We start from the raw sequence: 24,588 nt of genomic DNA on the forward strand, positions 1-24,588 counted from the left end.
GTCTGAAGCCGCGCAGGACGTGGAGATGAGCCAGTACGTGGCCGACAGATCCCGCATCGACGAGGAGAAGATCCGGCGCGACGAGGAGATCATCAGTCAGTTCGGCGACTACGGCTATGGGTGGCATGACTCCGACGCCGCCGGCCGCGCCGCGAAGAAGGGCATAGACGAGAACGTCGTGCGTGCCATCTCCGCCGACAAGAACGAGCCGAAGTGGATGCTCGACATGAGGCTCAAGGGATACCACGCCTTCGTCGAGAAGCCCATGCCGGACTGGGGCGTCGACCTGTCCGGATTCAACGCGGACGACTTCAAGTACTACGTCAAGCCGCTCGCCGGACAGGCGAAGAACTGGGAGGACCTTCCCGAGGACATCCGCGCCACCTACGACCGGCTCGGCATCCCCGAGGCGGAGAAGAAGCGTCTGGTGTCGGGAGTCGCGGCCCAGTACGAATCCGAGGTCATCTACAACTCGATCCGCGACGACCTGAAGAAGCAGGGCGTCATCTTCGTCGATACGGACACCGCGGTACGCGAGTATCCCGATCTCGTGCGCAAGTACTTCGGCAAGGTCGTGCCTCCGGCCGACAACAAGTTCGCCGCGCTCAACACCGCGGCCTGGTCCGGAGGGTCCTTCGTGTACGTGCCCAAGGGCGTCCACGTGGACATTCCGCTGCAGGCCTACTTCCGTATTAACACGCCGAACATGGGGCAGTTCGAACGCACGCTGATCATCGCCGACGAAGGCTCCTACGTCCACTACGTCGAGGGCTGCACCGCCCCGATCTACTCCACCGACTCGCTGCATGCGGCCATCGTGGAGATCATCGTGGAGAAGCACGCCCGCGTGCGGTACACCACCGTGCAGAACTGGTCGAACAACGTCTACAACCTGGTCACCCAGCGCGCGTACGTGCGCGAGGGCGGCACCATGGAATGGGTGGACGGCAACATCGGCTCCAAGGCCACGATGAAGTACCCGGCCTGCATCCTCGCGGAGCCCTACGCCAAGGGGTCCACGATGTCCCTCGGATTCGCCGGGAAGGGCCAGTACCAGGACACCGGCGCGAAGATGATTCATCTGGCGCCCCATACGAGCTCCACGATCGTCGCCAAGTCCATCTCGCGCGGCGGCGGGCGCTCGGCGTACCGAGGGCTGGTGCGCATCATGAAAGGCGCCGAAGGGTCAAGCTCCTCCGTGGTCTGCGACGCCCTGCTCGTCGACGACTACTCGCGTTCCGACACCTACCCGCATGTCGACGTCCGCGAGGACGACGTGTCCATGGCCCATGAGGCCACGGTCTCCAAGGTCTCCGAGGACCAGCTGTTCTATCTCATGAGCCGTGGTCTCGAGGAGAAGGAGGCCATGGGCATGATCGTGCGGGGCTTCGTCGAGCCCATCAGCCGCCAGCTGCCCATGGAGTACGCCCTGGAGCTCAACAGGCTGGTCGAGCTCCAGATGGAAGGGTCGGTGGGCTGACCCCATGGCGGCTTCCGCGGACGAGATGATGGCACGACCCCGGCGGGCACGGACCTGGGAGGCATAAGAGGCAGATGAACAATCAGATGAGCGATGAACGGCGTGGCGGCATGACGGGGACGGCGGTGGCGGAGCCGACCATTCCGCACGCCGACCCCAAGAATCCATACGCCTTCCCGGCGGCCATGCCCTCGAGCGCGGACCGGGCGCCGCGGAGCTTCGACGTCGCCGCGTTCCCGATTCCCACGCGCAAGCAGGACGACTGGCGTTTCACGCCGGTGAACCGCATCCCCGAGTTCCTCGAGGCTTTCACGCCTGCGGGAGGGACGCGGGTGACGGTGACGTCGATGGACGGCTCGCCCCTGGACCCCGCCGTGGCGAGCGTCAGCACCGTCCCCCTCGGGGACGCCCCCTCGGGAACCGTGATGAAGCCCAACGACAGGGCCTCGGCGGTGGAATGGAACTCCGCGCGGACGGCCACCGTCGTCGACCTCCAAGGCGAGCCGGGCCAGCCCGTTCTCGTCACCGTCATGGGGGGCGGATCGGAACCGGCCGACCTGGACGCCCTGCACCTGGTGATCCGGGCCGCGGAGCGCACGCATGCCGACGTGGTCGTCGAGCATCACGGTCCCGCGCGTCTCGCGGAAGGCGTGGAGATCGTCACCGGAGAGGACTCCCATGTGTCGACGACCTTCATCCAGGAATGGGAGAAGGGCTCGAAGCACGTCGGCAACCAGCGGATCCACGTCGGCAAAGGCGCTTCGCTGAGGCATTCCGTGGTGACCCTCGGCGGCGACTTCGTCCGCATCCGCATGGACCAGGAGTTCGGCGGGGAGCAGGGCGATCTCAACATGCTCGGCATCTACTTCGTCGATCCGGGCCAGCATATCGAGCATCGCACGATGGTGGTCCACAACCATCCCGAATGCAGGTCCCGCGTCGTCTACAAGGGTGCGCTCGAGGGACGCCATGCCCATTCCGCGTGGGTGGGCAACGCGCTCATCCAGCCGAACGCGCCCGGAACCGACTCCTACGAGCTCAACCGGAACCTCGTTCTCACCCCCGGCGCCATCGCCGATTCGGAACCCAACCTCGAGATCGAGAACGGGGACATCATCGGCGCGGGACACGCGAGCTCCGTGGGACGCTTCGACGACGAGGAGCTGTTCTACCTCGAGTCGCGCGGAATCCCCGAACAGGAGGCACGCAAGCTCGTCGTCCAGGGCTTCTTCGGGGAGCTTGTGGAGGAGATCGGGGTGCCGGCGATCTCGGACCATCTCATGCAGGTCATCAACCGTCGCCTGTCGCGTGGCGAGGACGCGGCCATGCAAGACGTATTGGAGGAGAAGTAAGCCATGTCAACACTGCAGATCAAGGACCTCTACGCCTCGGTGGAAACCAAGGAGGGGCGCAAGCAGATCCTCAAAGGGGTCAATCTCACGGTCCATTCGGGCGAGACGCACGCCATCATGGGACCCAACGGGTCAGGCAAGTCGACGCTGGCCTACACCCTCGCGGGGCATCCCAAGTACGAGGTCGATTCGGGTGAGGCGCTGCTCGACGGCGTCGACATCCTCAGGCAGACCCCGGATCTCCGGGCCAAGGAGGGTCTGTTCCTTGCCATGCAGTACCCGGTGGAGGTCCCGGGCGTGTCCATGACGAACTTCCTGCGCACGGCGAAAACCGAGATCGACGGCAAGGCACCGGCCATCCGCGCCTGGACGAAGGACCTCGGCGCCGCCATGAAGCGGCTGCGCATGGACTCCAAGTTCGCCACCCGCTCCGTCAACGAGGGATTCTCCGGAGGCGAGAAGAAGCGCGCCGAGGTGCTCCAGCTCGAGCTGCTCAGACCCAAGTTCGCCATCCTTGACGAGACGGACTCCGGACTCGACGTCGACGCGTTGCGCATCGTCTCCGAAGGCGTCAATCGCGCCAAGGAGAACACCGGCATGGGCATCCTCATGGTCACGCATTACACGAGGATCCTGCGGTACATCAAGCCCGACATCGTCCACGTCTTCGCCGACGGCCACTTCGTGCGCACCGGCGGACCGGAGCTGGCCGACGAGCTCGAGGAGCGCGGCTACGACCAGTACCTGCCCGAGGGCTCCGCCACCGAATCCGCGTTGGCCTAGGGGATGGGCGTATGACGAACGGCATCGACTTCGCGTCCATCCGGACGCAGTTCCCCATCCTCGACCAGACGATACACGGGCATCCGCTCGTGTACCTCGACTCCGCCGCCACGGCCCAGAAGCCTCAGGCCGTCATCGATGCGGAATCCGATTTCTATCGCACGATCAACGCGGGCGTCCACCGAGGAGCCCACGAGCTCGCCGCCCGCAGCACGCAGGCCTTCGAGGACGCGCGTGCCAAGGTGGCCGGCCTGGTCGGCGCGGACTCCCGCGAAGGCCACGAGGAGATCGTCGTCACAGCGGGCGCGACCGCAGCACTCAATCTGCTGGCCACGGCCTTCGGCAACGCCTCCCTCGGCCGTGGCGGCGAGGCGGCGAAGCGCTTCGCGCTGGGGCCCGGCGACGAGATCGTCGTCTCCAAGGCCGAGCATCATTCGGTTCTGCTGCCCTTCCAGGAGCTCGCGGCGCGCACGGGTGCGGCGTTGAGGTGGTTCGACCTGACGGAGGACGGCCGCATCCGCTCGGACACCGCCGACGAGGTCATCACCGAGCGGACGAAGGTCGTCGCCGTCACCCATGTGGGCAACACCACCGGCGCCGTCACGGACATCGCCCCGATCGTGCGCCGCGCGCATGAGGTGGGTGCCGTCATGGTGCTTGACGCCTGTCAGTCGGTGCCGCATATGCCCATCGACTTCCATGCGCTGGACGTCGACTTCGCCGCCTGGAGCGCGCACAAGATGTACGGCCCCACCGGAGTCGGCTTCCTCTACGGGCGACGCGAGCTGCTCGAGGCGCTTCCCCCGGCGAGCTTCGGCGGATCGATGGTCGAGCTCGCCTGGATGGACCGCCCGGCCCAGTACATGGAGCCGCCGGCGCGATTCGAGGCCGGCACGCAGCCGGTCGCGCAGGTCGTGGCGGCCGGCGTCGCCGCCGACTGGATGCGCTCCATCGGCATGGCCCGCATCGCCGAGCACGAACGCACCATCACCGATGAGCTGCTGAAGCTGGGCGACGTCGAGGGCGTGAGGATTCTCGGCCCTGCGAACCCCAGGGACCGCATCGGCACCGTCGCGTTCGACGTGGACGGCGTGCATCCCCATGACGTCGGGCAGTTCCTTGACTCGCTGGGGATCGCGATTCGCGTCGGGCATCACTGCGCGCAGCCCGTGCATCGGCATTTCGGGTTGTTCGCCTCCAATCGCGCATCCAGCGGCGTGTACAACACGCCTGACGAGGCGCGCCAGCTGGTCGAGGCCGTCACGAAGGTGCGGCCCTTCTTCCTCCGCTGACGTACGGGGGATGCATGGAGGCGCGCGGGGAACGGAACGGATGGGCACTGGATCCGGCGGTGGCCGGACCTGGTGATCGGAATGGACGAAGGACGTATGGACGGATTGGACATGGATGACGAGGACCTCCAGCAGATGTACCAGGAGGTGATTCTCGACGCCTCCCGGCATCCTCACGGGCGCGAGGGCTTCGCCCCCGACGCGGCGTCCGAGTCGGCCGACCGGGCGTCGACCGGAACGACCACGCTCCGCGCCACCCATGAGTACTGCACGCCGGGAGAGTCCCATCAGTTCAACCCCACCTGCGGCGACGAGGCCACCATCCGCGTCGAGGTCTCGCAGAACGAGCCCCGCCGCATCGAGCGGCTGGTCTGGGACGGCCATGGATGCTCAATCTCGCAGGCCAGCCTGTCGGTGATGACCGATCTCGTCGAGGGACGTACCGTCGACGAGGCGCTGCGTCTGGAAGGTCTCTTCCATCGTCTTATGGCCTCGCGTGGGAAGGGCGTCGACGATTCCGATGCCGAGGACGCGCTCGGCGACGCCATCGTCTTTCGTGGCGTCTCGCGTTATCCCATGCGCATCAAATGCGCTTTGCTTGGCTGGGAGGGGATGAAGGACTCGGTGGCTCGCGCCATCGCGGCCGAGCCCCGTTCCGCATCGTCCTCCACGGAGACGGAGCCCCGGACGCCCTTCACCATCCACGCCGCTTCATCCTCGACACCGTCCCCCTCCCCATCCGCGACAACGAAGGACAAGTCATGAGCGACACCCTGGTTCCCGGACCGCAGTCCACCATCTTCGATGCGGTGCTCTCCATCGTCGGAGACGGCGATGAGGCGAACCGCGTCATGACCAACCCGGGTCTGCTCGTCTCCGACCCCGCGAAGAAGGGGAACGACTTCTCCGCCACGGACTCCGGGACGAAGGCTTCGGACGATTCCCTTGCGGCCGCCGGAGACGTCCGGGACGCAGGGTCAGGGGAGGAGTCCTCCGCAGCGGCATCCCAGACCCAGGAGGATGGCGGAGGGCATCACCACCATGCCGGAGGTCCCTGCGCCTGCGGCCGCCATGACGGCTCCTGCTGCCAGGACGAGGACCCCGATGACGAGGGCGGCATCCCCCTCAAGGCGGTGGACGACATCGGCCGAGCCACCGCCAGGGACGTCAGGGAGGCGCTGCACCAGGTCATCGACCCGGAGCTCGGCATCGACGTCGTCGACCTCGGTCTCGTCTACGGCATCGAGATCGACGAGAAGGGGCGGGCGATCATCACCATGACGCTGACCACCCCGGCCTGTCCTCTCACCGATCTCCTCGAGGACGAATGCGCCAGCACGCTCGCCGGTCTGGTCGAGGAGTTCCGAATCGACTGGACGTGGCAGCCTCAGTGGACGATCGACATGATCACCCCCGAGGGACGCGAGCAGCTGGCGGCCATCGGGTTCAACCTCGACAACATGCCGCGCTACTGAGCCTGAGCGTCCGAGGTTCGCGGACGTGTGGCCCAGAAGGCCACGGCGCTGGAGGCCGCCACGTTGAGGCTGTCCACCCCATGGGACATGGGTATGCGCACCGTGAGGTCCGTGGCCGCGATGGTCCGCGGTGACAGCCCATCGCCCTCCGTCCCGAAGACGAGCCCCAGACGGTCGATATGCCCCGGGGCGCCGACCGGCGAGTCCAGACGAGCGACGAGCGCGTCGAGGGACAGCGAATCGTCGCGCAGGGCCATCGCCACCGTGACGAATCCCAGACGGTGGAGCTCCGCAAGACCGCGCTCGGGCCAGATCTCGCCGCCTCGTCGTGAATCATGGAGCTCGCCGCCGATGCGGGTCCAGGGAATCTGGAACACCGTGCCCATGGACACGCGCGCGGCTCGCCGGTACAGCGGATCACCGCAGGAGGGCGTGACGAGCAACGCGTCAACGTCCAGCGCCGCGGCCGAACGGATCAGCGCGCCGACGTTGGTGGGGTCCACGATGTTCTCGAGCACGGCCACCCGGCGGGCGCCACGGCATACCTCCTCCACCGAGGGCAGCGGCCATCGGCGCATGGCGGCGAGGGCCCCGCGATGCAGACGATAGCCGGTCAGGCGTCTGAGCAGATCGGGACTTGCCACGTACACGGGCACGTCGGGCCCCCAGACCTCGTCGATGAGCCCGAACTCCCGGGACATCCCCTCGAGCCAGGGCTTTTCGACCAGCAGGGAGATCGGCTCGCGACGGGCGTCCAGGGCGCGGTCGATGACCTTCGGCGATTCGGCGATGAACAGACCCTTCGCGGGTTCGAGACGGTTGCGCAGCTCGGGTTCCGTAAGCCGCACATAGGGGACGAGTCGTGGATCGTCCAGGGAGTCGACGTCGACGACCTGCATGGAGTCCTCCTGCGATGGGAGCGCGCCGGAAGACGCGGATATGATGAGGCCCCCTGCATGCAGGGGGCCTTCTGTGCTGCCTGGTGTCCGGAGCGGGAGTTGAACCCGCACGCCTGTAAAAATAGGCACTAGCACCTCAAGCTAGCGCGTCTACCATTCCGCCACCCGGACGTGCTTTTTGGCAACAGAGAGAACTATACCACGCGCCGGCGGAAGACCTGGGGCGTGTCGGAACTTCATGGCGTCGACGATCCGGGTCGTCGACGCCATCATCCGCCATCGGCACCAACCGCATGCCTGGGGAGCCGACTCACGACGCTGCCTTACCCGTTCAGGACGCTGTGTAGCCTTGGGACCATGACATCACCCGTCTTCCTTCTCGACCCGGACCACGATGACGTCGTCGTCGACGTCGCACGACTCGCGGTCGGGACGTCCGTCAGACTGCCGTCGAGGGTGCGTCGTCACGCCGTGCAGGCCATGCGTCTGGCCGAGGGCGACGAGTTCGACCTCGTCGACGGACGGGGGCTGCGTCTGCGCTGCGCGCTGCGGAGCGTCGCCGGGGCCGGGGATGCCACGGCCACGCTGCTCGACGTGAGCAGGGATCCCGCCCCCAGGACGCGGCTCGTCCTGGTCCAGGCCCTTGCCAAGTCCGGTCATGACGAACAGGCGATCGACGCCGCCACCCAGATCGGCGTCGACGAGATCGTGCCGTGGCAGGCCCGTCGCAGCATCGCCCGATGGCGGCCAGGCCGCACGGATCACGTCTGGTCCAGGACGCTGGCCGCCGCCACCGAGCAGTCCCGACGCGCTCGAACGCCGGTCCTCGCCGACTGCGTGAACGATCGGGCGCTTGAGGGCGTCTTCCAGGGAATCGTCGACGACGGCGGCATTGTCATCGTGCTTCATCAGGACGCGACCGCGACATGGAGCGCGCTGGCGGGGCGCATCGCGGACCTCGGACGAACGGGTACGGAGGATGGCGCCCGGACCCGCTCCATCGCGGTGGTCGTCGGACCCGAGGGCGGCATCGACGAGGAGGAGGTCGCGGAATTCGTCGCGGCGGGCGCGGAGTCCTGCGCCCTCGGCCCCACCATCATGCGAGCCTCGGTCGCGGGTCCCGCCGTCCTCGCTCTGCTCGCCGGCGCGCTGGGCCGCTTCGACGCGGTCCGTGGGCCCACGACGGCGCGCGCGCCCCGCTGCGCGACGGCCGAGGAAGCGACCGCGCGGTGAGGATGGCGTTTATCCGCGTCGCACCATACGATTGGTCGTGACATACGGTTCCTCGACGCCGGCGCATCCGGCGCGATGAGAAGGAGAGTCATGGGCGAAAGCGACGACTGCCTGTTCTGCGCGATCATCTCGGGGCGGATCCCGAGCGAGAAGGTCTACGAGGACGAGACCACCTACGCCTTCAGGGACATCCATCCCAAGACGAAGGTCCATGTGCTCATCGTCCCCCGACACCATTACGCCAGCGTCGCCGAACTCGCCGAAGCCGACCCCGCCGAACTCGCCCACATCGTCGAGGTGGCCCAGTCGATCGCGGACGACGCCTTCCATGGCGCCTACCGCCTCGTGTTCAACACCGGCAGGGATGCGGGGCAGAGCGTGTTCCACGTTCACGCCCACGTCCTTACCGGCGAGACCCTCGACGAGTAGGCCGATCTCACCCGTGGCCACCACGACGCGCATCGTCGCCATACCTGAACAGCTCGACCCCGTCGCCGTCCTCGGACCCGTCGACCAGGTCATCCGCGAGGTCGAGAAGGGGTTCCCGGGACTCGGCATCACGGCCCGCGGCAACCGCATCGTCATCCGCTCCGAATCACATCGCACGGAGAAGGAGGCCGCCCAGGCCGAGGAGCTTCTCCGATCCATCGTGGCCGCGGCGTACACCGCGCCGATGGATGCGGACACGGTGCGTCGCCTGATCGATCGGGACGTCCTGCCGAACCGCTTCCACGGCGCGGCAGCCGTTCGGCACAGGGGAGAGGCAGCCGCCATCCGACCCCGCGATGACGAACGGCCTGCCCATCCGCCCACGAGGCGCGCGGATCGATCAGTGCCGGGCGTCATCGCCTTCGCCGCCGGCACGCCGGTCAGGCCGAAGACGTCAGGCCAGATAGCCTACGTCAACGCCATCGAATCGCACACCATCACCTTCGGCATCGGCCCGGCCGGCACCGGGAAGACCTACCTCGCGGTGGCCAAGGCCGTGCGCGCCTTCCAGGACCACCGGGCCAGCCGCATCATCCTCACGAGGCCGGCGGTCGAGGCGGGGGAGAGTCTGGGCTTCCTGCCCGGAACGCTGAACGAGAAGGTCGACCCCTATCTGCGTCCCCTGTATGACGCCCTTTCGGACATGCTCGGCCCCGACCGCCTGCATCGCTATCTCGAGGACGGCACGATCGAGGTCGCGCCCCTCGCCTATATGCGCGGCCGCACGCTCAACGACGCCTTCGTCATCCTTGACGAGGCCCAGAACACCACCGAGCAGCAGATGAAGATGTTCCTCACCCGTCTGGGCTTCAACACGACCATGGTCATCACCGGCGACGTCACGCAGGTCGACCTTGCCGTGCCGCGATCCGGTCTGGCCGGCATCGAGGGGATCCTCCATGGAATCGAGGGCATCTCCTTCGTCCATCTCGACGCCGGGGACATCGTCCGACACCAGCTGGTCGGCCGCATCGTCGAGGCCTACGAACGTCATGGCGAGCGTCGGGCCGAGCTCCGGGCCGCATCCGAGGGAGAGTCGCGATGAGCATCGAGGTCACCAACGAGACCGTGTGGAGCGTCGACGTCAAGGCCTTCTCCGACCTGGGCGTGTGGGTGCTTGACCAGATGAGGGTGAGCACCAGCTCCGACCTCGCGGTCCTCTTCGTCGACCCGGAGCCCATAGCCGAGCTCCACGAGCGCTGGATGGGCCTGGAGGGCCCCACGGACGTCATGAGCTTCCCCATGGACGAGCTGCGTCCCGGGGACGACGACAAAGAGCTCGATGAGGGCGTTCTCGGGGATCTCGTCATCTGCCCGTGGGTGGCGGCCCAGCAGGCGGCGGCCGCGGGACATGGGACCATGGAGGAGATGCTGCTGCTCACCATCCACGGCATCCTTCACCTTCTGGGCTACGACCACGCCACGGAAGAGGAAGAGAGGCAGATGTTCGGCCTTCAGCGCCAGCTGCTTCTCACCTTCTTCGCCGCGAGGTCCCAGCCGGTGGCGCAGGCGACGCTTCCCGCCGGAACCGCCGACGCCCTGGTCATCTGGGACGCCGCCCACGGCGGCGCGAAGGGCTCCGGGCGCTCGGGTCACGGTTCGGGCCGCACGGGTCCCGCAGCATGGGGGGCGCGATGAGCGGATCCGGTCTTGCCGCGCCCGAGACGCTGCGGGTGACGATCATCGTCGCGATGTCCGTCGCCGCGCTGCTTCTCGTGTGGTTCTCCCTGACCATGGCCGCCTCGGAGAGCGCGGTGTCCCGCGTCACCCGGGCGAACCTCAACAACCTCATCCTCGAGATACAGACGGACGCGGACCTCACTCCCTTCGTCCGCATGCGCCGCATCGACGCCGTCCACAGGGTGCAGCGGCTCATCGCCGACCGCTATGCGACCTCCGGCTCATGCGCCTTCTTCCGCATCGCCTGCAACATCCTGGACGGGGTCCTGGTCGCGGGGCTGGCCGTCATCGCCGACGCCCCGCTGTGGGCGGCGCTCGTCGCCGGAGCCGTTTTCGCCCTTGTCGTGGCCGTGGTCTCGGTGCTCGTCCGTCCACGCTCGGCGGGGGCCACCCGTCCCGTGGACATCATGCTTCGGCACGCCCGGGTCATCACCGTCGCGGCGGCTCTGACGCCGTTCTCGGCGATCGGCGGCGCACAGGCCGGCCTGCCACGCCGCCGATCGCACGGTTCCGAGCCCTCGGACGACGAGGAGCTCGAGGCCATCCAGCACGAGCAGGGAAAGGCGACCATAGACCGGCTCGTGGAAAGCGGCGACTTCGATCCTGAGGTCTCGGAGATGCTGCGCAACGTGCTGACCCTGTCGGAGACCCTGACCCGCGAGATCATGGTTCCCCGGACGGACATGATCTGCATCGGCCGGACCGAGACTCTGCAGGATCTGCTGCAGCTGTGCACGCGCTCCGGATTCTCCCGCGTCCCCGTCATCGGGTCGGATGTCGACGACCTGGTGGGCATCGCCTATCTCAAGGACGCCGTGCGAGCCACCGCCTTCAACCCGTCCGCGGGCGGCCGCCGCGTCGACGGGATATGTCGCACCCCCATGCTCGTCCCCGAATCCAAGCCCGTCGACGACCTTTTCCATGAGATGCAGCGCACCCGGCAGCATGTCGCCGTCGTCGTCGACGAATACGGCGGCATCGCGGGGCTCGTGACCATCGAGGACGCCCTCGAGCAGATCGTGGGCGAACTGGAGGACGAGCATGACCGCACCCAGCACGCCGAACCCGAACGCATCGGAGAGAACGTCTGGCGGATGCCCGCGCGCACGCCCATCGCCGATCTCGAGGAGCTCTACGAAGTGGGCATCGACGACGACGACGTGGACACCGTCTACGGTCTGCTCACCAAGATGCTGGGTCGCGTCCCCATCGTGGGGTCCTCGGCCGTCACCCGTGGTCTCCGACTCACGGCGGTGGACTCGGCGGGACGGCGCAAGAAGGTCTCCACCATCGTGGTGGAGCCCGACGATCGTGGACATGCGCCGGGCGGAGACGATATGCGCGGAATGAAATACGAGCCGTCCGACGGCGAACTGCCGGGGACGGATGCGGACGCCGGAGCGAGGGACGTCCCGGACGAACGGAAGGATGACGAATGACAGCGTCCGATGGGTATGACGAGGAAGCGCCGGGAGGGACGGCATCGATGACGACGGGGCCTCGATCGTCCGTCCCGTCCACCCCGGCGGGGTACCGATCCGGCTTTACGGCCGTGGTCGGACGGCCCAATGTCGGCAAATCCACCCTGATCAACGCCCTTATCGGCACGCAGGTGGCCATCGCCTCATCACGTCCGGAGACCACCCGCAAGGCGATCAGGGGAATCCTGACGACCCCCGGGGCGCAGCTCGTCCTTGTGGACACTCCCGGAATCCATCGCCCGCGCACGCTGCTGGGGCGGCGGCTCAACGACGTGGTCGACGAGTCCCTGGCGGACGTGGACGAGGTCGCCTTCCTGCTTCCGGCCGACCAGGAGATCGGCCCCGGCGACAGGATGATCCTCAGCAGGCTGCGCACGGCCTTCGCGAGGAGGACGGAGGATGGGAAGTTCGTCTGGAGAATCCCGCTCATCGCCATCGTCACCAAAATCGATGAGCTCGCCAGACCGCGTCTTGTCGATCGGCTGCTGGAGATCCAGTCCTTCGCCGATTTCACGGAGATCGTCCCCGTCAGCGCGCTGAAGCGGGACAACCTTGACGAGGTGCGCAGGGTGCTCGTGGAGCATATGCCCGAAGGACCGCAAATGTATCCGTCGGATCAGATCAGCGAGGAAAGGCCCGAGGAGACGATCGCGGAACTGATCCGCGGGGCTTTTCTCGAGGACCTCGATGACGAGCTTCCCCATTCGCTGGCCGTGGTCGTCGACTCCATCGAAAGGCCCGACTCCGAGGACGCGGCCCATGGGGAGAAGGCGCGGGTGTTCGTCTCGGTCTACGTCGAAAGGGACTCGCAGAAGCCCATCATCATCGGGCATGGGGCCGAACATCTGGTGAGGGTGAAGCGGCGTCTGCGCACGCCGATCAATCGGATCGTCGGCATGCGGTCCGTCCTCGAGCTTCACGTCAAGGTCGCCAAAAGCTGGCAGTCCGATCCGAAGAAGCTCGACCGGCTCGGATTCTGAGAGGCGCGGGCCCTCGGACCCCGCCGTCCGCTGACGTCCGTCGACGTCGACGGACGGCGAGCGTCAGCGCCTTCCGGTGTACATGCGCGTGTCGAGCAGCGATGCGTAGCGGCGGATGACCTTGGGCCGGATGACCTTCATCGAAGCGGTCATCAGCCCGTTCTCCTGTGAGAACTCCTCCGGCAGAACGATGAACTTGCGCACCGATTCGGCGCGGGACACGCCTTCGTTCGCCTTGTCGACGAACTCCTGCACGCGGGCCCTGACCACGGCGTTGCCCGCGGCCTGCTCCATGGGCATGTCGGCGTCGAGGCCCTGGGACTTCAGCCACGGCCGCAGGGCCTCCTCATCGAGCGTGACAAGAGCCGAGATGAAGGGCCGCTTGTCCCCGAGCACGAGGGCCTGGGAGACGATGTCGCAACGCTGGATCGCCTCCTCGATCGGGCCGGGGGAGACGTTCTTCCCTCCGGCCGTGATGATGAGATCCTTCTTGCGTCCCGTGATGGACAGGAAGCCGTCGCCGTCCAGGCGTCCGAGATCCCCGGTGGCGTACCATCCGTCGGAGGTGAACGAGGACGCCGTGGCCTCGTCGTTCTTGTGGTAGCGGTGGAAGACGGCGATTCCCTTGACCTGGATCTCCCCGTCCTCGGCGATGCGCAGCGTGAATCCCGGGAAGGGAATGCCCACCGAACCCGGCCGGAACGGCGTCCCCAGGGGACTGAACGCACAGGGCGCCGTGGTCTCCGTCAGACCGTAGCCCTCGTACACGGGTACGTCGGCCCCCCGATAGAAGGCCAGAAGCTGGGGGTCAAGAGGCGCGCCACCGGTGACGATCCATCTCACGCGACCACCGAGCACCTGTCGCAGGGAGCGGTACACCAGGGGATCGAAGGCCGTCCGTCGGGCGGTCGCGAGGGCGCCCGCCCGACCGGCGGCGCCGACCTGCGCCATGTAGTTGCGCGCCGCGATCGCGGCGGCGGCGAAGACGAGTCCGCCGGCGCCGCGCCCGGCCTTCTGGGAGGCCGCGTTGTAGACCTTCTCCAGAACACGGGGGACGACGATCATCAGCGAGGGCCGCGATTCCTGCAGATCCGAGATGAGGGTCCTGATGCCCTGAGCGATGTAGATGCGCACATCGCTGGCGACGACGATGTAGTTGATCGCGCGGGCGAAGGAATGCGCCTGCGGCAGGAACAGCAGGACGCTGCCGTCCCGGTCGTGGAGAAGCCCCGGCATGTAGTCAGGGAGGTTGAGCGCCGTCGTGCAGTAGTGCTCATGGGTCATCTCCACGCCCTTCGGAGCGGCCGTGGATCCGGAGGTATAGACGATGGAGCACAGGTCGGTCTTCCGCACGGAGTCGATCCGGCCGTCGAGCTCGGCGTCCTCCACGGCGGTTCCGAAGGCCTGCAGCTCCTCCAGCGCGCCGGTTTCCAGGCACATGATGCGCTTGAGGGAGGGGCATTCCTCGACGGCGCCATCCGCCTTCTCGCGCATCTCCTTCGTGCCGACGATCAGCAGAACCGCGTCGGAGTTGTTCACGATGTTGCGGATCTGCTCGGCCGAATCGGTGTCGTAGATCGTCGCCAGCACGCCGCCGCACGCCATGACGGCCGCATCGACGACGTCCCACTCGTAGGAGGTGCGGCACATGAAGGCCACGGCGTCGCCCTTGCGAAGCCCGTAGTGCATAAGCCCCTTGGCGGCGGCGCGGACGTCGGAGAGGAACTCGTTGGCGGTGCGCGTGACCCATCCGTCATCTCCGCGATAGGTGTAGAGGGGGTCGTCGCCCATGCGGCGCGCGCGGTCGGCGTAGATGTCGTAGATCGAGGTGCCGTCGTCGATGGGCGGGTTTCCGGCGGTGCTGGCCGAGAGCAGCCCCGTCTTCGGGTCGATGAAGGTCGTCGTGGGATATCCCTCCGACCACTGGGTCACGCTGGGGAGCCTCTCCGGGTCGACGCCCGAGCCGTCCGAGGCCGACCGTGAGGAGGAATGGGTGAGCAGCCCGCCCAGCGCCATGACCCGACGTGCCGCCTCAAGCGTGCTGCCCCGCATGGATGTGATGATTGACACCGGACGCTCCTTGTCCCTCGTCCACGGCCCGGGAACGCAGGGCCACTACTCCCAAGCGTCTCATACTAATCGGTCGGGGTCGGGGCGTCACCTTACGCAGGCGTAGGGAGGCGCAGGCCCCCTAGGGCATGGTCCCGCGCCCAAGTCCGGTTCCCGGCTGCATCCGGGGCTAGACTCGTGGCGTATGACGTTTGACGGATGACGTTCGTGCGACGACCGCGCGGGGGAGGATCAGCATGTCCGACGGAGCGGAGAGAGGCGGGACCTCGGGTCCGGCGTATGGGGTCCTCGACGAGACCTCGGAGACGGAGTCGCGTGTCGCGATGACCCCCGACATCGTCACCAGGCTGGTCCGGTCCGGCGTCACATGCCTCGTCGAGTCCGGGGCGGGACGCGGCGCACATCACGATGACGCGGACTACGAAGCGGCCGGCGCGACGGTTCTTCCCCGTTCCGAGGTGCTCGCCCGCGCCGACGCTCTGGGCTTCGTGTCCCGCCCCGACGACGATGTGCTCGACGCCCTGCGACCCGGGACATGGGTGATCGGTCTGCTCGGGTCCCTGACCGACGAGAGCTATGTCGGCCGCCTCGCGGCGAAGGGTGTGACGGCCGTCGCCGTGGAACGGCTTCCGCGGCGGCTGAGCGCCGCACAGTCGATGGACGAGATGACCTCGCAGAACTCCGTCATGGGCTACAAGTCCGTGCTTGTGGCCGCTGACGCCTACGGCTCCTTCCTTCCGATGATGACCACGGCGGCCGGCACGGTGCGGCCCGCGAAGGTGCTCGTCCTGGGTGCCGGCATCGCCGGTCTCCAGGCCATCGGAACGGCGAGACGGCTGGGTGCGGTGGTCACGGCCTATGACGTCCGTCCCGCCTCGAAGGCCGAGGTCGAATCACTCGGCGCGAAGTTCCTGGACCTCGGCCTCGACCTGTCCCGTGGCCAGGACAGGGGCGGCTACGCCCGCGAGCTCACCGCCGAGGAGCAGGCGGCGCAGCAGGCGGCCGTGGACCGTCAGGCGGCGGGATTCGACATCGTCATCACGACGGCCAAGGTGCCGGGCCGCCGTCCGCCCGTGCTGCTGACGACGAGGGGGGTCTCCGGCATGCGCCGCGGCTCCGTCATCATCGACTGCGCCGCCAGCGACCTCGGCGGCAACGTCGAGGGCTCCGAGGTGGGCACGCGCGTGACGGACAACGGAGTCACCCTCATCGGGGCCCCGTATCTCGCCAGCGGCGTGCCGGACACGGCCTCCGCCCTTCTGTCGCGGAACCTCGCGGACGTGCTGGTGCATTTCCTGCGCGACGGGATTCTGACGGTGGTTCCGGACGACGAGCTGGACGACGCTCTTGTGGTGTCGGGAGCCCCGGCGGGCGGCTCGGCCGGCGTCGAAGCGGATGCGGACCGCGCATCCCACGAGAAGCAAGGGAAGTGAGGGGACGATGAACGCCCTGGTGGTTTCGACGACTCTGTTCGTTCTGGCTCTGATGATCGGCGTGGAGGTGATCGGCAAGGTCCCCGCGACGCTGCATACGCCACTGATGTCCGGAGCCAACTCCATCCACGGCATCGTCATCGTGGGCGTCGTCATCGTGGCCGCGCGGGCGGACGACCCGCTATCCTATGCCATCGTGCTTCTGGCGGCGATTCTCGGCACCATGAACGTCGTCGGCGGCTACGTGGTCACCGACAGGATGCTCGAGATGTTCCGCAGCGACAAGACGCGGCCAGCCAGAGGAGTGGCCGGCAAGACGGGCAGGACCGGGAACGGGGAGGATGCCCGATGAGCGCCCTTGACGTGGTCACCTGGTACGTCTATCTCGTCTCGGCGGTGCTTTTCGTCGCCGGTCTGCATTTCATGAACTCTCCACGCACGGCGCGCGAGGGCAACCGCATATCGGCCGTGGGCATGGTCATCGCCGTCGTCATGGCGGTCGTCCGACTCGTCGTCTCGGGGTTCGTCTCCGTCACCGCCGTGGTGATCCTGGCCGTCGGCGTCCTCATCGGCGCAATCGCGGGCGTGGTATCCGCCCGCCGCGTCACGATGACCGCCATGCCGCAGCTGGTGTCCGTGTTCAACACGGTCGGTGGCGGCGCGGCGGCGCTTGTCGCACTGGACGACATCCTCTCCTCGGCCCGGCCCTCCGCCGTCGTGCTCATCACGGCCGGTCTGGGAATCCTCATCGGATCGGTGACCTTCTCCGGCTCGCTGATCGCCGCGGGCAAGCTTCAGGGCTTCCGCATCCTGCGCTCGATCCGTCTGCCCGGCAAGGGGGTATGGAACGTCGTGACCGCGGCGCTGATGCTCGTCTCCTTCGTCCTTCTGTGCGTCCAGCCGCAGCGGAGCCTTCCATGGTCGCTGCTCACCGCGGCGTTCGCGCTCGTCTACGGCCTTGTCTTCGTCGTTCCGATCGGCGGGGCCGATATGCCCGTCGTCATCTCCGTGCTCAACGCCTGCACCGGTACGGCGGTGGCCATGAGCGGTCTGGCGATCGACAACGTCGCTCTCATCGTGGCGGGCGCCCTCGTCGGCGCGGCGGGCACGACCCTGTCCCTGCTGATGGCCAAGGCCATGAACCGTCCGCTGCATGCCGTGCTCGCGGGAGGGTTCGGCACGGGATCGGACTCCTCGGCCCAGTCCGCGGGTGTGGAGGGGAGCATGAAGGAGACCACGGCGGACGACGTGGCCGTCCAGCTCGTGTACGCGGAGAAGGTCATCTTCGTGCCCGGCTTCGGTCTCGCCCAGGCCCAGGCGCAGCGCGAACTCGCCGACCTCGGGGAGCTTCTGCGCTCCCACGGCGTGGACGTGTGCTACGCGATCCATCCCGTGGCGGGCCGCATGCCAGGCCATATGAACGTTCTGCTCGCCGAAGCCAACGTGCCCTACGAGGAGCTCGTCGACATCGACGACGTCAACCCGCGCTTCCCGTCGGCCAACATGGCCCTCGTCGTCGGCGCCAACGACGTGACGAACCCCGCCGCCAGGCGCCCGGGCACGCCCGTGTCGGGCATGCCCATCCTCGACGTGGACAAGGCGCAGCACGTCGTCGTCATGAAGCGCGGACGCGGACGCGGATACGCCGGCATCGAGAACGAGCTCTACTACCGGGACAACGCCCAGATGCTGTTCGGAGACGCCAAGGCCAGCCTCCAGGCGGTCATCGCGGCGGTGAAGGAGCTGCTCGCCTGAGCTCCGGGCCATCGCACGGTGCCGCCCATCCGTTCGGATCCGGGTGGCATCGTGCTATCATCATGGATTGTGCTTTGGCGAGGGCCGTATGTGGCCGTCATCGACTCGGCTCACGGTTCAGCGCCTTCCCTGGCGATGCTCCCGGGCGTGTCGCGCGCCTGAGCGGAACAGCCACGGACGCCGGCTACGGCGTCCATTCGGAAGGAACAGAGGAACCATGGCAAACACCATCAAGCTCGAGGGCGAGAAGCGCACCCAGTTCGGCAAGGGCGTGGCCCGTCGCATGCGCGTGGCCGGCAGGATTCCCGCGGCCATCTACGCGGGAGGCGCCCAGCCCGAGTTCGTGACCCTCCCCATGAAGGAGACCACGCTCGCCCTGCGCCGCACCAACGCCCTGTTCACCATCTCCTTCGATGGCACCTCGAAGATGGCCGTCGTCAAGGACGTCCAGCGCAACCCCGTCAAGCGCATCGTCGAGCACATCGACTTCTACGAGGTCAAGGCCGGCGAGAAGATCGACGTCGAGGTGCCCGTGTTCGTCGAGGGCACGCCCAAGGGCGCCGCGGTCGCGTTCGTCGACATCCAGGAGCTCAAGGTCCGCGCCGACGTCGCCAATCTGCCCGAGCGCATCGTGGTCAACGTGGATGGCCTGGTCGACGGCACCAAGGTGTTCGCCAAGGACATCACCCTGCCCGAGGGCGCCGAGCTCGACATCGACGACCTCGAGGAGTCCGTCGTGACGGTCGAGGTGCCCGAGGACGCCACGCTGTCCACCGCCACCGAGGAGACGGCCGCCGCCCCCGCAGCCGCCGCGCCTGCGACCGATGCCGCCCCCGCAGCCGCGGATGGTTCAGACGCCAAGTGATTCCCCCGCATCCGTCCGACGGATGCCGCCGTCGTCATGGACCGGTCGCCGGTCCGTCGAGACGGCGTGACACGGAGGAGGGGACCGGAGTCCCCTCCTCCGTCGTATCGTGACTTTCATATTGTGAACCGGTCCGTCTGCGGGAAACATCGTGGTGAGAGACTGGATGTCAGATTCCGCCACAAGCGGATTGTCATCATGGCACGCGGCCGGTAGCCGGCCGCTTAAGAAGAAGTGGAAATGACCGAACAATCACATCACGATCCCGCGGAGATCAACCGCCTCGCCGAGGTCTTCACCGTTCTGCCCAACGAGCATCCCGCCTCCGACGCCAAGCGCCAGGAACTTATCGACAAGCCCGCCTTCGGACAGGTCTTCTCCGACAACATGGCCCATATGACGTGGACCAAGGGCGAGGGCTGGTCCGACCGTCGCATCGAGCCGTACGCCCCGCTGAAGATGGACCCGGGCGCCTCCGTGCTCCATTACGCCCAGGAGTGCTTCGAGGGTCTCAAGGCCTATCATCATGCGGACGGCTCCATCTGGCTGTTCCGCCCCGACGCCAACGCCGAGCGCTTCCAGAACTCCGCGAAGCGCCTGTACCTGCCCGAGGTCTCCGCCGAGGACTTCATCGGATCCACCGCGGCCCTCGTCAGGCGCGACGCGGCCTGGGTGCCGACCCGTCGTGAATACACGCTGTACATGCGTCCCTTCATGTTCGCGTCCGAGCCCTTCCTCGGGGTGCGCGCGCCCGAGGAGGTCGAGTACTGCGTCATCGCGTCCCCCTCCGGCCCGTACTTCGCGGGTGGCGTCAAGCCGGTGAGCATCTGGGTCGAGGACAAGTGGTTCCGTACGGGCCCCGGCGGCACGGGATTCGCCAAATGCGGCGGCAACTACGCCGCCTCGCTGCTCGGCGAGTACCGCGGCGTCGACCACGGCTGCGAGCAGGTGTGCTTCGTGGACGCCGCCACCAAGACCTACCTCGAGGAGCTCGGCGGCATGAACATGTTCACCGTGCACAAGGACGGCCATCTCGAAACCCCGTCCCTCACCGGGAACATCCTCCCCGGCGTCACCCGTCGTTCGCTGATCCAGCTCGCGCGCGACAAGGGCCATGACGTCGTCGAGACCATGATCAGGCTTGAGGAGCTTCTCGACCAGATCAGAAGCGGCGAGGTCACCGAGGTGTTCGCCTGCGGCACCGCGGCCATCATCACGCCGATCGGACGCTTCAAGTCGGAGAAGTTCGACGTCACCGTCGCCGACGGCGGCTCCGGAAGCTTCACGATGGAGCTTCGCAACGAACTGCTGGGAATCCAGCTAGGCGAGACTGAGGATCCGCACAACTGGATGTGGAAGGTCTGCTGAGACCCGTCCGCGTTCGAGAGCGAGGGGCCGCGCCGGAATAGGCGCGGCCCCTCCCGTTTTCTCCATCCCTTCTCCATCCACTCCTCCCGTCCGGGCCGTCGTCGGCCCGGACGATGCCCTCTGCAGGAACCGGCCTGGGAGCTCCGAGGAGGGGCCGCCATGACAGGGGCCTGCGCGATACGGGCGCGCATTATGCTCGACGACGGAGAACTCCCGGACCCGCGCGGCCACGGCACGCCGACGCCGACCGCGACCAGCCGTGGGCCGAGGAGCCACCGACCCGTACCATGGAACGAGTCGGTCATGCTCCTGACGGGGAGCATGCCTCCGAAATCAGGAGAACAAGGGGGAGGGCGTATGCAGGTCGCACTGGAAAGCAACGCCTTCCTCATGGGCATCGAGTATCTCGCCATCTTCGTCTGCGGTCTGATGGGCGGACTCAGCGCCATCCGGAAGGGCTATGACCTCTTCTCGATCCTCGTCATCGCCTGGATGACGGCCCTTGGCGGAGGTGTGCTTCGCGACGTACTGCTGGGTGACCTGCCCCCGGCGGGGATCTCCGACCGTGGATTCGTGCTGACGGCGCTCCTGTCCGGCCTCGTCGTGGCGGTCGTGCACCCCGAGGTCGACCATCTGCACTGGTCGATGATCGTCATCGACGCCCTCGCACTGGGCCTGTTCGCCGTGAACGGCACGTCGAAGGCGCTGACCATGCACACCTCGGGGATGACCGCGGTGTTCCTCGGCATGGCCACGGCCCTGGGAGGCGGCCTCATCCGCGACATGCTTCTCAACGAAGTGCCCATGATCATCCGTGACCGGCACTGGTACGCGGTTCCCACGGCCGTCGGCTGCATTCTCACCGTCGTGGTGTTCCGGTCCACCCAGACGGGGGCGATCACCCCGGTCGGGGAGATGGTGCTGGATGTCGTCATCGTCGGCGTGGTCGTGGTGATGAGGGTGCTGTCGGTGGTCTTCGACATTCGTCTGCCAGGGGCCGTTCCCCGTCATGAGCTGCATTTCCCGGGGCCCGGGCGCTATCTGCGACGCCCCGTCATCCATCCCGGCGTTCCGGAGGACGTGGATGCGGCCGGCGATCGTCCTCGGCGAGGCACGGGCGCGTAGGGAACGGACGCCGCGAAGGCCGGGATTCGGGGTGGCCAGGGCAAGACGAGCCCCGGCATGGATGCGCGTGGAATGCGGATACGACGGATCCGGCCTTGGACCGACGCGGGGAGGCCGGGACGATCGCTTGGAGGGAAAGCCGGAGGGAGCGGGAAGGTGAGATACGCGCCGCCAGGCCTGAAGGGGAGGGAACGGCGACAACGTCACAGACGAAGGCATGACCCTGACCCTGCGTCGAGGGCGAGGGAGGGAAACAGGGATGCCTCAAACCCGCGAGCATGGGATGAGGATGACGATCGACGGAGATATAACGGATCCCGTCGTCTTCCGACGACGGGATCCGTTATATCCGTTACTCCCTTCCGGTCAGTGCCCGGAGGAGACGGTCAGAGCGCGTTGACGGCGAGGGCCAGCCCGGACTTCCGGTTGCCGGCCTGGTTCTTGTGGATGACGCCGGCGCCGGCCGCCTGGTCGAGCCTGCGGGCCGCCTGCCTGTACGCGGTCTGCGCGGCCTCGCGGTCGCCGGAGGCGATGGCCTCACGGGTCGCGCGGATGGCCGACTTGAGGCCGGACTTCACCGCCACGTTGCGCTGATGCGCCTTCTCGTTGGTCAGGACGCGCTTCTTCTGGGACTTGATGTTTGCCACGGTGACACTCCATACGACGTTAGCTCAGATGGACATACGGGTATCGATGATAGCACGCAGGCCGGAGGAGACGAGCCGCGAGAAGGAGAACCGGCCTCGTCCCGACGCCTCCCCACCCTCCCGTCCCGCATGGGGACGTCCTGCGTCGGCCTGCGTGCGACGCTACACTGGTGAGGATCGGCCGGCAGCGGCCGCCAAGGCATCACGGGCGTCGGACGACCCCGACCGGAGAGAGGACGACGTGGCGAACGAGAATGTGGGCGTGAGCGGACAGAGGAACCAGCCCGGCTTCACGGACCAGTCGCTGATACGCAACTTCTGCATCATCGCCCATATCGACCACGGCAAGTCCACTGTCGCCGACCGCATCCTGCAGCTGTCGGGCATCGTGCCCGAACGCGAGATGCGCGACCGCTTCCTCGACCGCATGGACATCGAGCAGGAGCGCGGCATCACCATCAAGTCGCAGGCCGTGCGGGTCCCCTGGACCTTCGACGGCACCGAGTACACCCTGGGCATGATCGACACCCCGGGCCATGTGGACTTCACCTACGAGGTCTCGCGTGCCCTGGCGGCCTGCGAGGGGGCCGTGCTTCTCGTCGACGCCACGCAGGGCATCGAGGCGCAGACGCTGTCCAATCTCTACATGGCCATCGACCATGACCTCACCGTCATCCCCGTGCTCAACAAGATCGACCTGCCCAGCGCGGAGCCGGACAGGCACGCCGAGGAGATCGCCGGGCTGCTCGGATGCGAGCCGAAGGACGTCATGCGGGTCTCCGGGAAGACGGGGGAGGGCGTCGCCGACCTGCTCGACCGCATCGTCATGGAGGTGCCGCCGCCCCACGGAGATCCCCAGGCGCCGGCACGGGCGCTGATCTTCGACTCCGTGTACGACTCCTACCGCGGCATCGTCACCTACATCCGCATGGTCGACGGCGGACTCCACGACCGCGAGAGGCTGCACATGATGGGCGTGGGCACGACCCACGAGCCCATCGAGATCGGCGTGGTCAGCCCCGACATGACGCCCACGAAGGCGCTGGGCGCCGGAGAGGTCGGCTACGTCATCACCGGCGCCAAGGACGTGCGGCAGTCCAAGGTCGGCGACACCATCACCTCCGCCGTTCGGCCGGCCGAGGAGGAGCTCCCCGGCTATCGAGACCCGCAGCCCATGGTGTACGCGGGGCTGTTCCCCATCGACAACGCGCAGTTCCCCGACCTTCGTGACGCGCTCGACAAGCTCCGGCTCAACGACGCCGCCCTCGTCTACCAGCCCGAGACCTCCGTGGCGCTCGGGTTCGGATTCCGCTGCGGCTTCCTTGGCCTGCTGCACATGGAGATCGTCTCCGAACGCCTCGAGCGGGAATTCGGGCTCGACCTCATCTCCACGGCCCCCAACGTCACCTACGACGTGACCTCCGAGGACGGGACCGTGCATCACGTGACCAACCCCAGCGAGTTCCCCGACGGCAAAGTCAGGCGCATCGTCGAGCCCATGGTCGCGGCCGACGTCATCGTGCCCAAGGAGTTCATCGGCGCCGTCATGGACCTGTGCCAGGACCACCGCGGCGAGATGGGGACGATGGAGTACATCGGCAGCGACCGCGTGGAGATGCACTACCGCATCCCGCTGGCGGAGATCGTGTTCGACTTCTTCGACCAGCTCAAAAGCCGCACGAAGGGCTACGGTTCGCTCGACTACCACGAGGACGGGGAGCAGGCGGCGGACCTCGTCAAGGTGGACATCCTCATCCAGGGGGAGAAGGTCGACGCCTTCAGCGCCATCGTGCATCGCGACAAGGCCTATGCCTACGGGGTGATGATGACCAAGCGCCTGCGCGAGCTCATCCCTCGCCAGCAGTTCGAGATTCCCCTGCAGGCCGCCATCGGCTCGCGCATCATCGCCCGCGAGACGATCCGCGCCCTGCGCAAGGACGTTCTGGCCAAGTGCTACGGCGGCGACATCACGCGCAAGCGCAAGCTGCTCGAGAAGCAGAAGGCCGGCAAGAAGCGCATGAAGATGCTCGGCCACGTCGAGGTGCCGCAGGAGGCCTTCATTGCCGCCCTGTCGACGGGAGAGACGGGCACCGACCGGGACACCAAGGACAAGATCCGCGCCGCGGAGAAGTCGGCGTCATGACGACCGAACGCCGCGATCCGTCGAGCGCGACGGCGCCG

General features: G+C 67.2%; 21 protein-coding genes, 1 tRNA gene and 1 pseudogene. 19 read left to right on the plus strand and 4 right to left on the minus strand.

Features of this window, described 5'->3' with window-relative positions; all coding sequences use genetic code 11:
• From sufB to RWX87_RS01690, 6 genes and pseudogenes are all read left to right on the plus strand, one after another.
• Window positions 1–1,480, plus strand: a 1,480-nt coding sequence (gene sufB / locus RWX87_RS01665; protein WP_314686210.1) for a Fe-S cluster assembly protein SufB, incomplete at its 5' end; no start/stop codon positions are given.
• Between the two features lie 110 nt (window positions 1,481–1,590).
• Window positions 1,591–2,832: a Fe-S cluster assembly protein SufD gene (gene sufD / locus RWX87_RS01670; protein WP_314686278.1), complete on the plus strand. Its 1,242-nt coding sequence runs from the start codon at window positions 1,591–1,593 to the stop codon at window positions 2,830–2,832.
• A gap of 3 nt (window positions 2,833–2,835) precedes the next feature.
• A complete protein-coding gene (gene sufC, locus RWX87_RS01675; protein ID WP_314686212.1) occupies window positions 2,836–3,615 on the plus strand; it encodes a Fe-S cluster assembly ATPase SufC in 780 nt (259 codons plus the stop codon).
• Between the two features lie 11 nt (window positions 3,616–3,626).
• Window positions 3,627–4,907, plus strand: a complete 1,281-nt coding sequence (locus RWX87_RS01680; RefSeq protein WP_314686214.1) for a SufS family cysteine desulfurase — start codon at window positions 3,627–3,629, stop codon at window positions 4,905–4,907.
• 96 nt (window positions 4,908–5,003) lie between these two features.
• Window positions 5,004–5,555: pseudogene (gene sufU, locus RWX87_RS01685) on the plus strand (Fe-S cluster assembly sulfur transfer protein SufU); the annotation flags it as partial.
• A 113-nt stretch (window positions 5,556–5,668) separates the two neighbouring features.
• Window positions 5,669–6,382 (plus strand): metal-sulfur cluster assembly factor, encoded by a 714-nt coding sequence (locus RWX87_RS01690; RefSeq protein ID WP_314686216.1) that lies wholly within the window; start codon window positions 5,669–5,671, stop codon window positions 6,380–6,382.
• Here the strand turns inward: RWX87_RS01690 and RWX87_RS01695 are convergent.
• Both RWX87_RS01695 and RWX87_RS01700 read right to left on the minus strand, forming a co-directional pair.
• Window positions 6,376–7,281, minus strand: coding sequence for an RNA methyltransferase (locus RWX87_RS01695; RefSeq protein ID WP_314686218.1), 906 nt, complete (start codon window positions 7,279–7,281; stop codon window positions 6,376–6,378). The two genes, RWX87_RS01690 and RWX87_RS01695, sit on opposite strands and share 7 nt — an antisense overlap.
• An 81-nt stretch (window positions 7,282–7,362) precedes the next feature.
• Window positions 7,363–7,452: transfer RNA gene (locus RWX87_RS01700), tRNA-Leu, on the minus strand.
• 186 nt (window positions 7,453–7,638) lie between these two features.
• Between RWX87_RS01700 and RWX87_RS01705 the strand changes: the two genes are divergently transcribed.
• The 6 genes from RWX87_RS01705 to era all read left to right on the plus strand — a co-directional run bounded on the left by RWX87_RS01705 (window position 7,639) and on the right by era (window position 13,144).
• The gene (locus RWX87_RS01705; protein ID WP_314686220.1) at window positions 7,639–8,514 is read left to right on the plus strand and encodes a 16S rRNA (uracil(1498)-N(3))-methyltransferase; all 876 of its coding nucleotides are present in this window, start codon (window positions 7,639–7,641) and stop codon (window positions 8,512–8,514) included.
• A gap of 90 nt (window positions 8,515–8,604) precedes the next feature.
• Complete coding sequence (locus RWX87_RS01710; protein WP_314686221.1) at window positions 8,605–8,943, plus strand: histidine triad nucleotide-binding protein; 339 nt, start codon at window positions 8,605–8,607, stop codon at window positions 8,941–8,943.
• Between the two features lie 13 nt (window positions 8,944–8,956).
• Window positions 8,957–10,048 carry a PhoH family protein gene (locus RWX87_RS01715; protein ID WP_314686223.1) on the plus strand — a complete coding sequence of 364 codons (1,092 nt, stop codon included), beginning with the start codon at window positions 8,957–8,959 and terminating at the stop codon, window positions 10,046–10,048.
• On the plus strand, window positions 10,045–10,641 hold the full coding sequence (ybeY, locus tag RWX87_RS01720) for an rRNA maturation RNase YbeY (protein WP_314686225.1): 597 nt from the start codon (window positions 10,045–10,047) through the stop codon (window positions 10,639–10,641). Before RWX87_RS01715 ends, ybeY begins: the two co-directional genes overlap by 4 nt.
• 53 nt (window positions 10,642–10,694) lie before the next feature.
• Window positions 10,695–12,122, plus strand: coding sequence for a hemolysin family protein (locus tag RWX87_RS01725; protein WP_314686280.1), 1,428 nt, complete (start codon window positions 10,695–10,697; stop codon window positions 12,120–12,122).
• Window positions 12,123–12,169: 47 nt separating this feature from the next.
• Window positions 12,170–13,144, plus strand: a complete 975-nt coding sequence (gene era, locus RWX87_RS01730) for a GTPase Era (protein WP_314686282.1) — start codon at window positions 12,170–12,172, stop codon at window positions 13,142–13,144.
• A gap of 63 nt (window positions 13,145–13,207) precedes the next feature.
• Here era and RWX87_RS01735 read toward each other — a convergent pair whose 3' ends face one another.
• A complete protein-coding gene (locus tag RWX87_RS01735) occupies window positions 13,208–15,160 on the minus strand; it encodes an AMP-dependent synthetase/ligase (protein WP_399552267.1) in 1,953 nt (650 codons plus the stop codon).
• Window positions 15,161–15,450: 290 nt separating this feature from the next.
• Here RWX87_RS01735 and RWX87_RS01740 point away from each other — a divergent pair, with 290 nt between their 5' ends.
• From RWX87_RS01740 to RWX87_RS01765, 6 genes are all read left to right on the plus strand, one after another.
• Window positions 15,451–16,647, plus strand: a complete 1,197-nt coding sequence (locus tag RWX87_RS01740; protein WP_314686227.1) for an NAD(P) transhydrogenase subunit alpha — start codon at window positions 15,451–15,453, stop codon at window positions 16,645–16,647.
• Window positions 16,648–16,654: 7 nt separating this feature from the next.
• Window positions 16,655–16,999: an NAD(P) transhydrogenase subunit alpha gene (locus tag RWX87_RS01745; RefSeq protein ID WP_314686229.1), complete on the plus strand. Its 345-nt coding sequence runs from the start codon at window positions 16,655–16,657 to the stop codon at window positions 16,997–16,999.
• Window positions 16,996–18,402: an NAD(P)(+) transhydrogenase (Re/Si-specific) subunit beta gene (locus tag RWX87_RS01750; protein WP_314686231.1), complete on the plus strand. Its 1,407-nt coding sequence runs from the start codon at window positions 16,996–16,998 to the stop codon at window positions 18,400–18,402. The genes RWX87_RS01745 and RWX87_RS01750 overlap by 4 nt, the downstream gene beginning before the upstream one ends.
• A 217-nt stretch (window positions 18,403–18,619) precedes the next feature.
• Window positions 18,620–19,267, plus strand: coding sequence for a 50S ribosomal protein L25/general stress protein Ctc (locus tag RWX87_RS01755; RefSeq protein WP_314686233.1), 648 nt, complete (start codon window positions 18,620–18,622; stop codon window positions 19,265–19,267).
• 240 nt (window positions 19,268–19,507) lie between these two features.
• Window positions 19,508–20,635, plus strand: coding sequence for a branched-chain amino acid aminotransferase (locus RWX87_RS01760; protein WP_314686235.1), 1,128 nt, complete (start codon window positions 19,508–19,510; stop codon window positions 20,633–20,635).
• Window positions 20,636–20,992: 357 nt separating this feature from the next.
• Entirely contained in the window at window positions 20,993–21,760 is a 768-nt protein-coding gene (locus RWX87_RS01765) for a TRIC cation channel family protein (protein ID WP_314686236.1), read from the plus strand.
• Between the two features lie 386 nt (window positions 21,761–22,146).
• On the opposite strand, the gene rpsT is transcribed toward RWX87_RS01765, so the two are convergent.
• Window positions 22,147–22,407: a 30S ribosomal protein S20 gene (rpsT, locus tag RWX87_RS01770; protein ID WP_314686238.1), complete on the minus strand. Its 261-nt coding sequence runs from the start codon at window positions 22,405–22,407 to the stop codon at window positions 22,147–22,149.
• 262 nt (window positions 22,408–22,669) lie between these two features.
• Here rpsT and lepA point away from each other — a divergent pair, with 262 nt between their 5' ends.
• A complete protein-coding gene (gene lepA, locus RWX87_RS01775) occupies window positions 22,670–24,550 on the plus strand; it encodes a translation elongation factor 4 (RefSeq protein ID WP_314686288.1) in 1,881 nt (626 codons plus the stop codon).
• Window positions 24,551–24,588: the final 38 nt, after the last annotated feature.

Origin of the sequence: uncultured Bifidobacterium sp., from assembly GCF_963540075.1 — a bacterium.
Classification (GTDB): Bacteria; Actinomycetota; Actinomycetes; order Actinomycetales; family Bifidobacteriaceae; genus Bifidobacterium.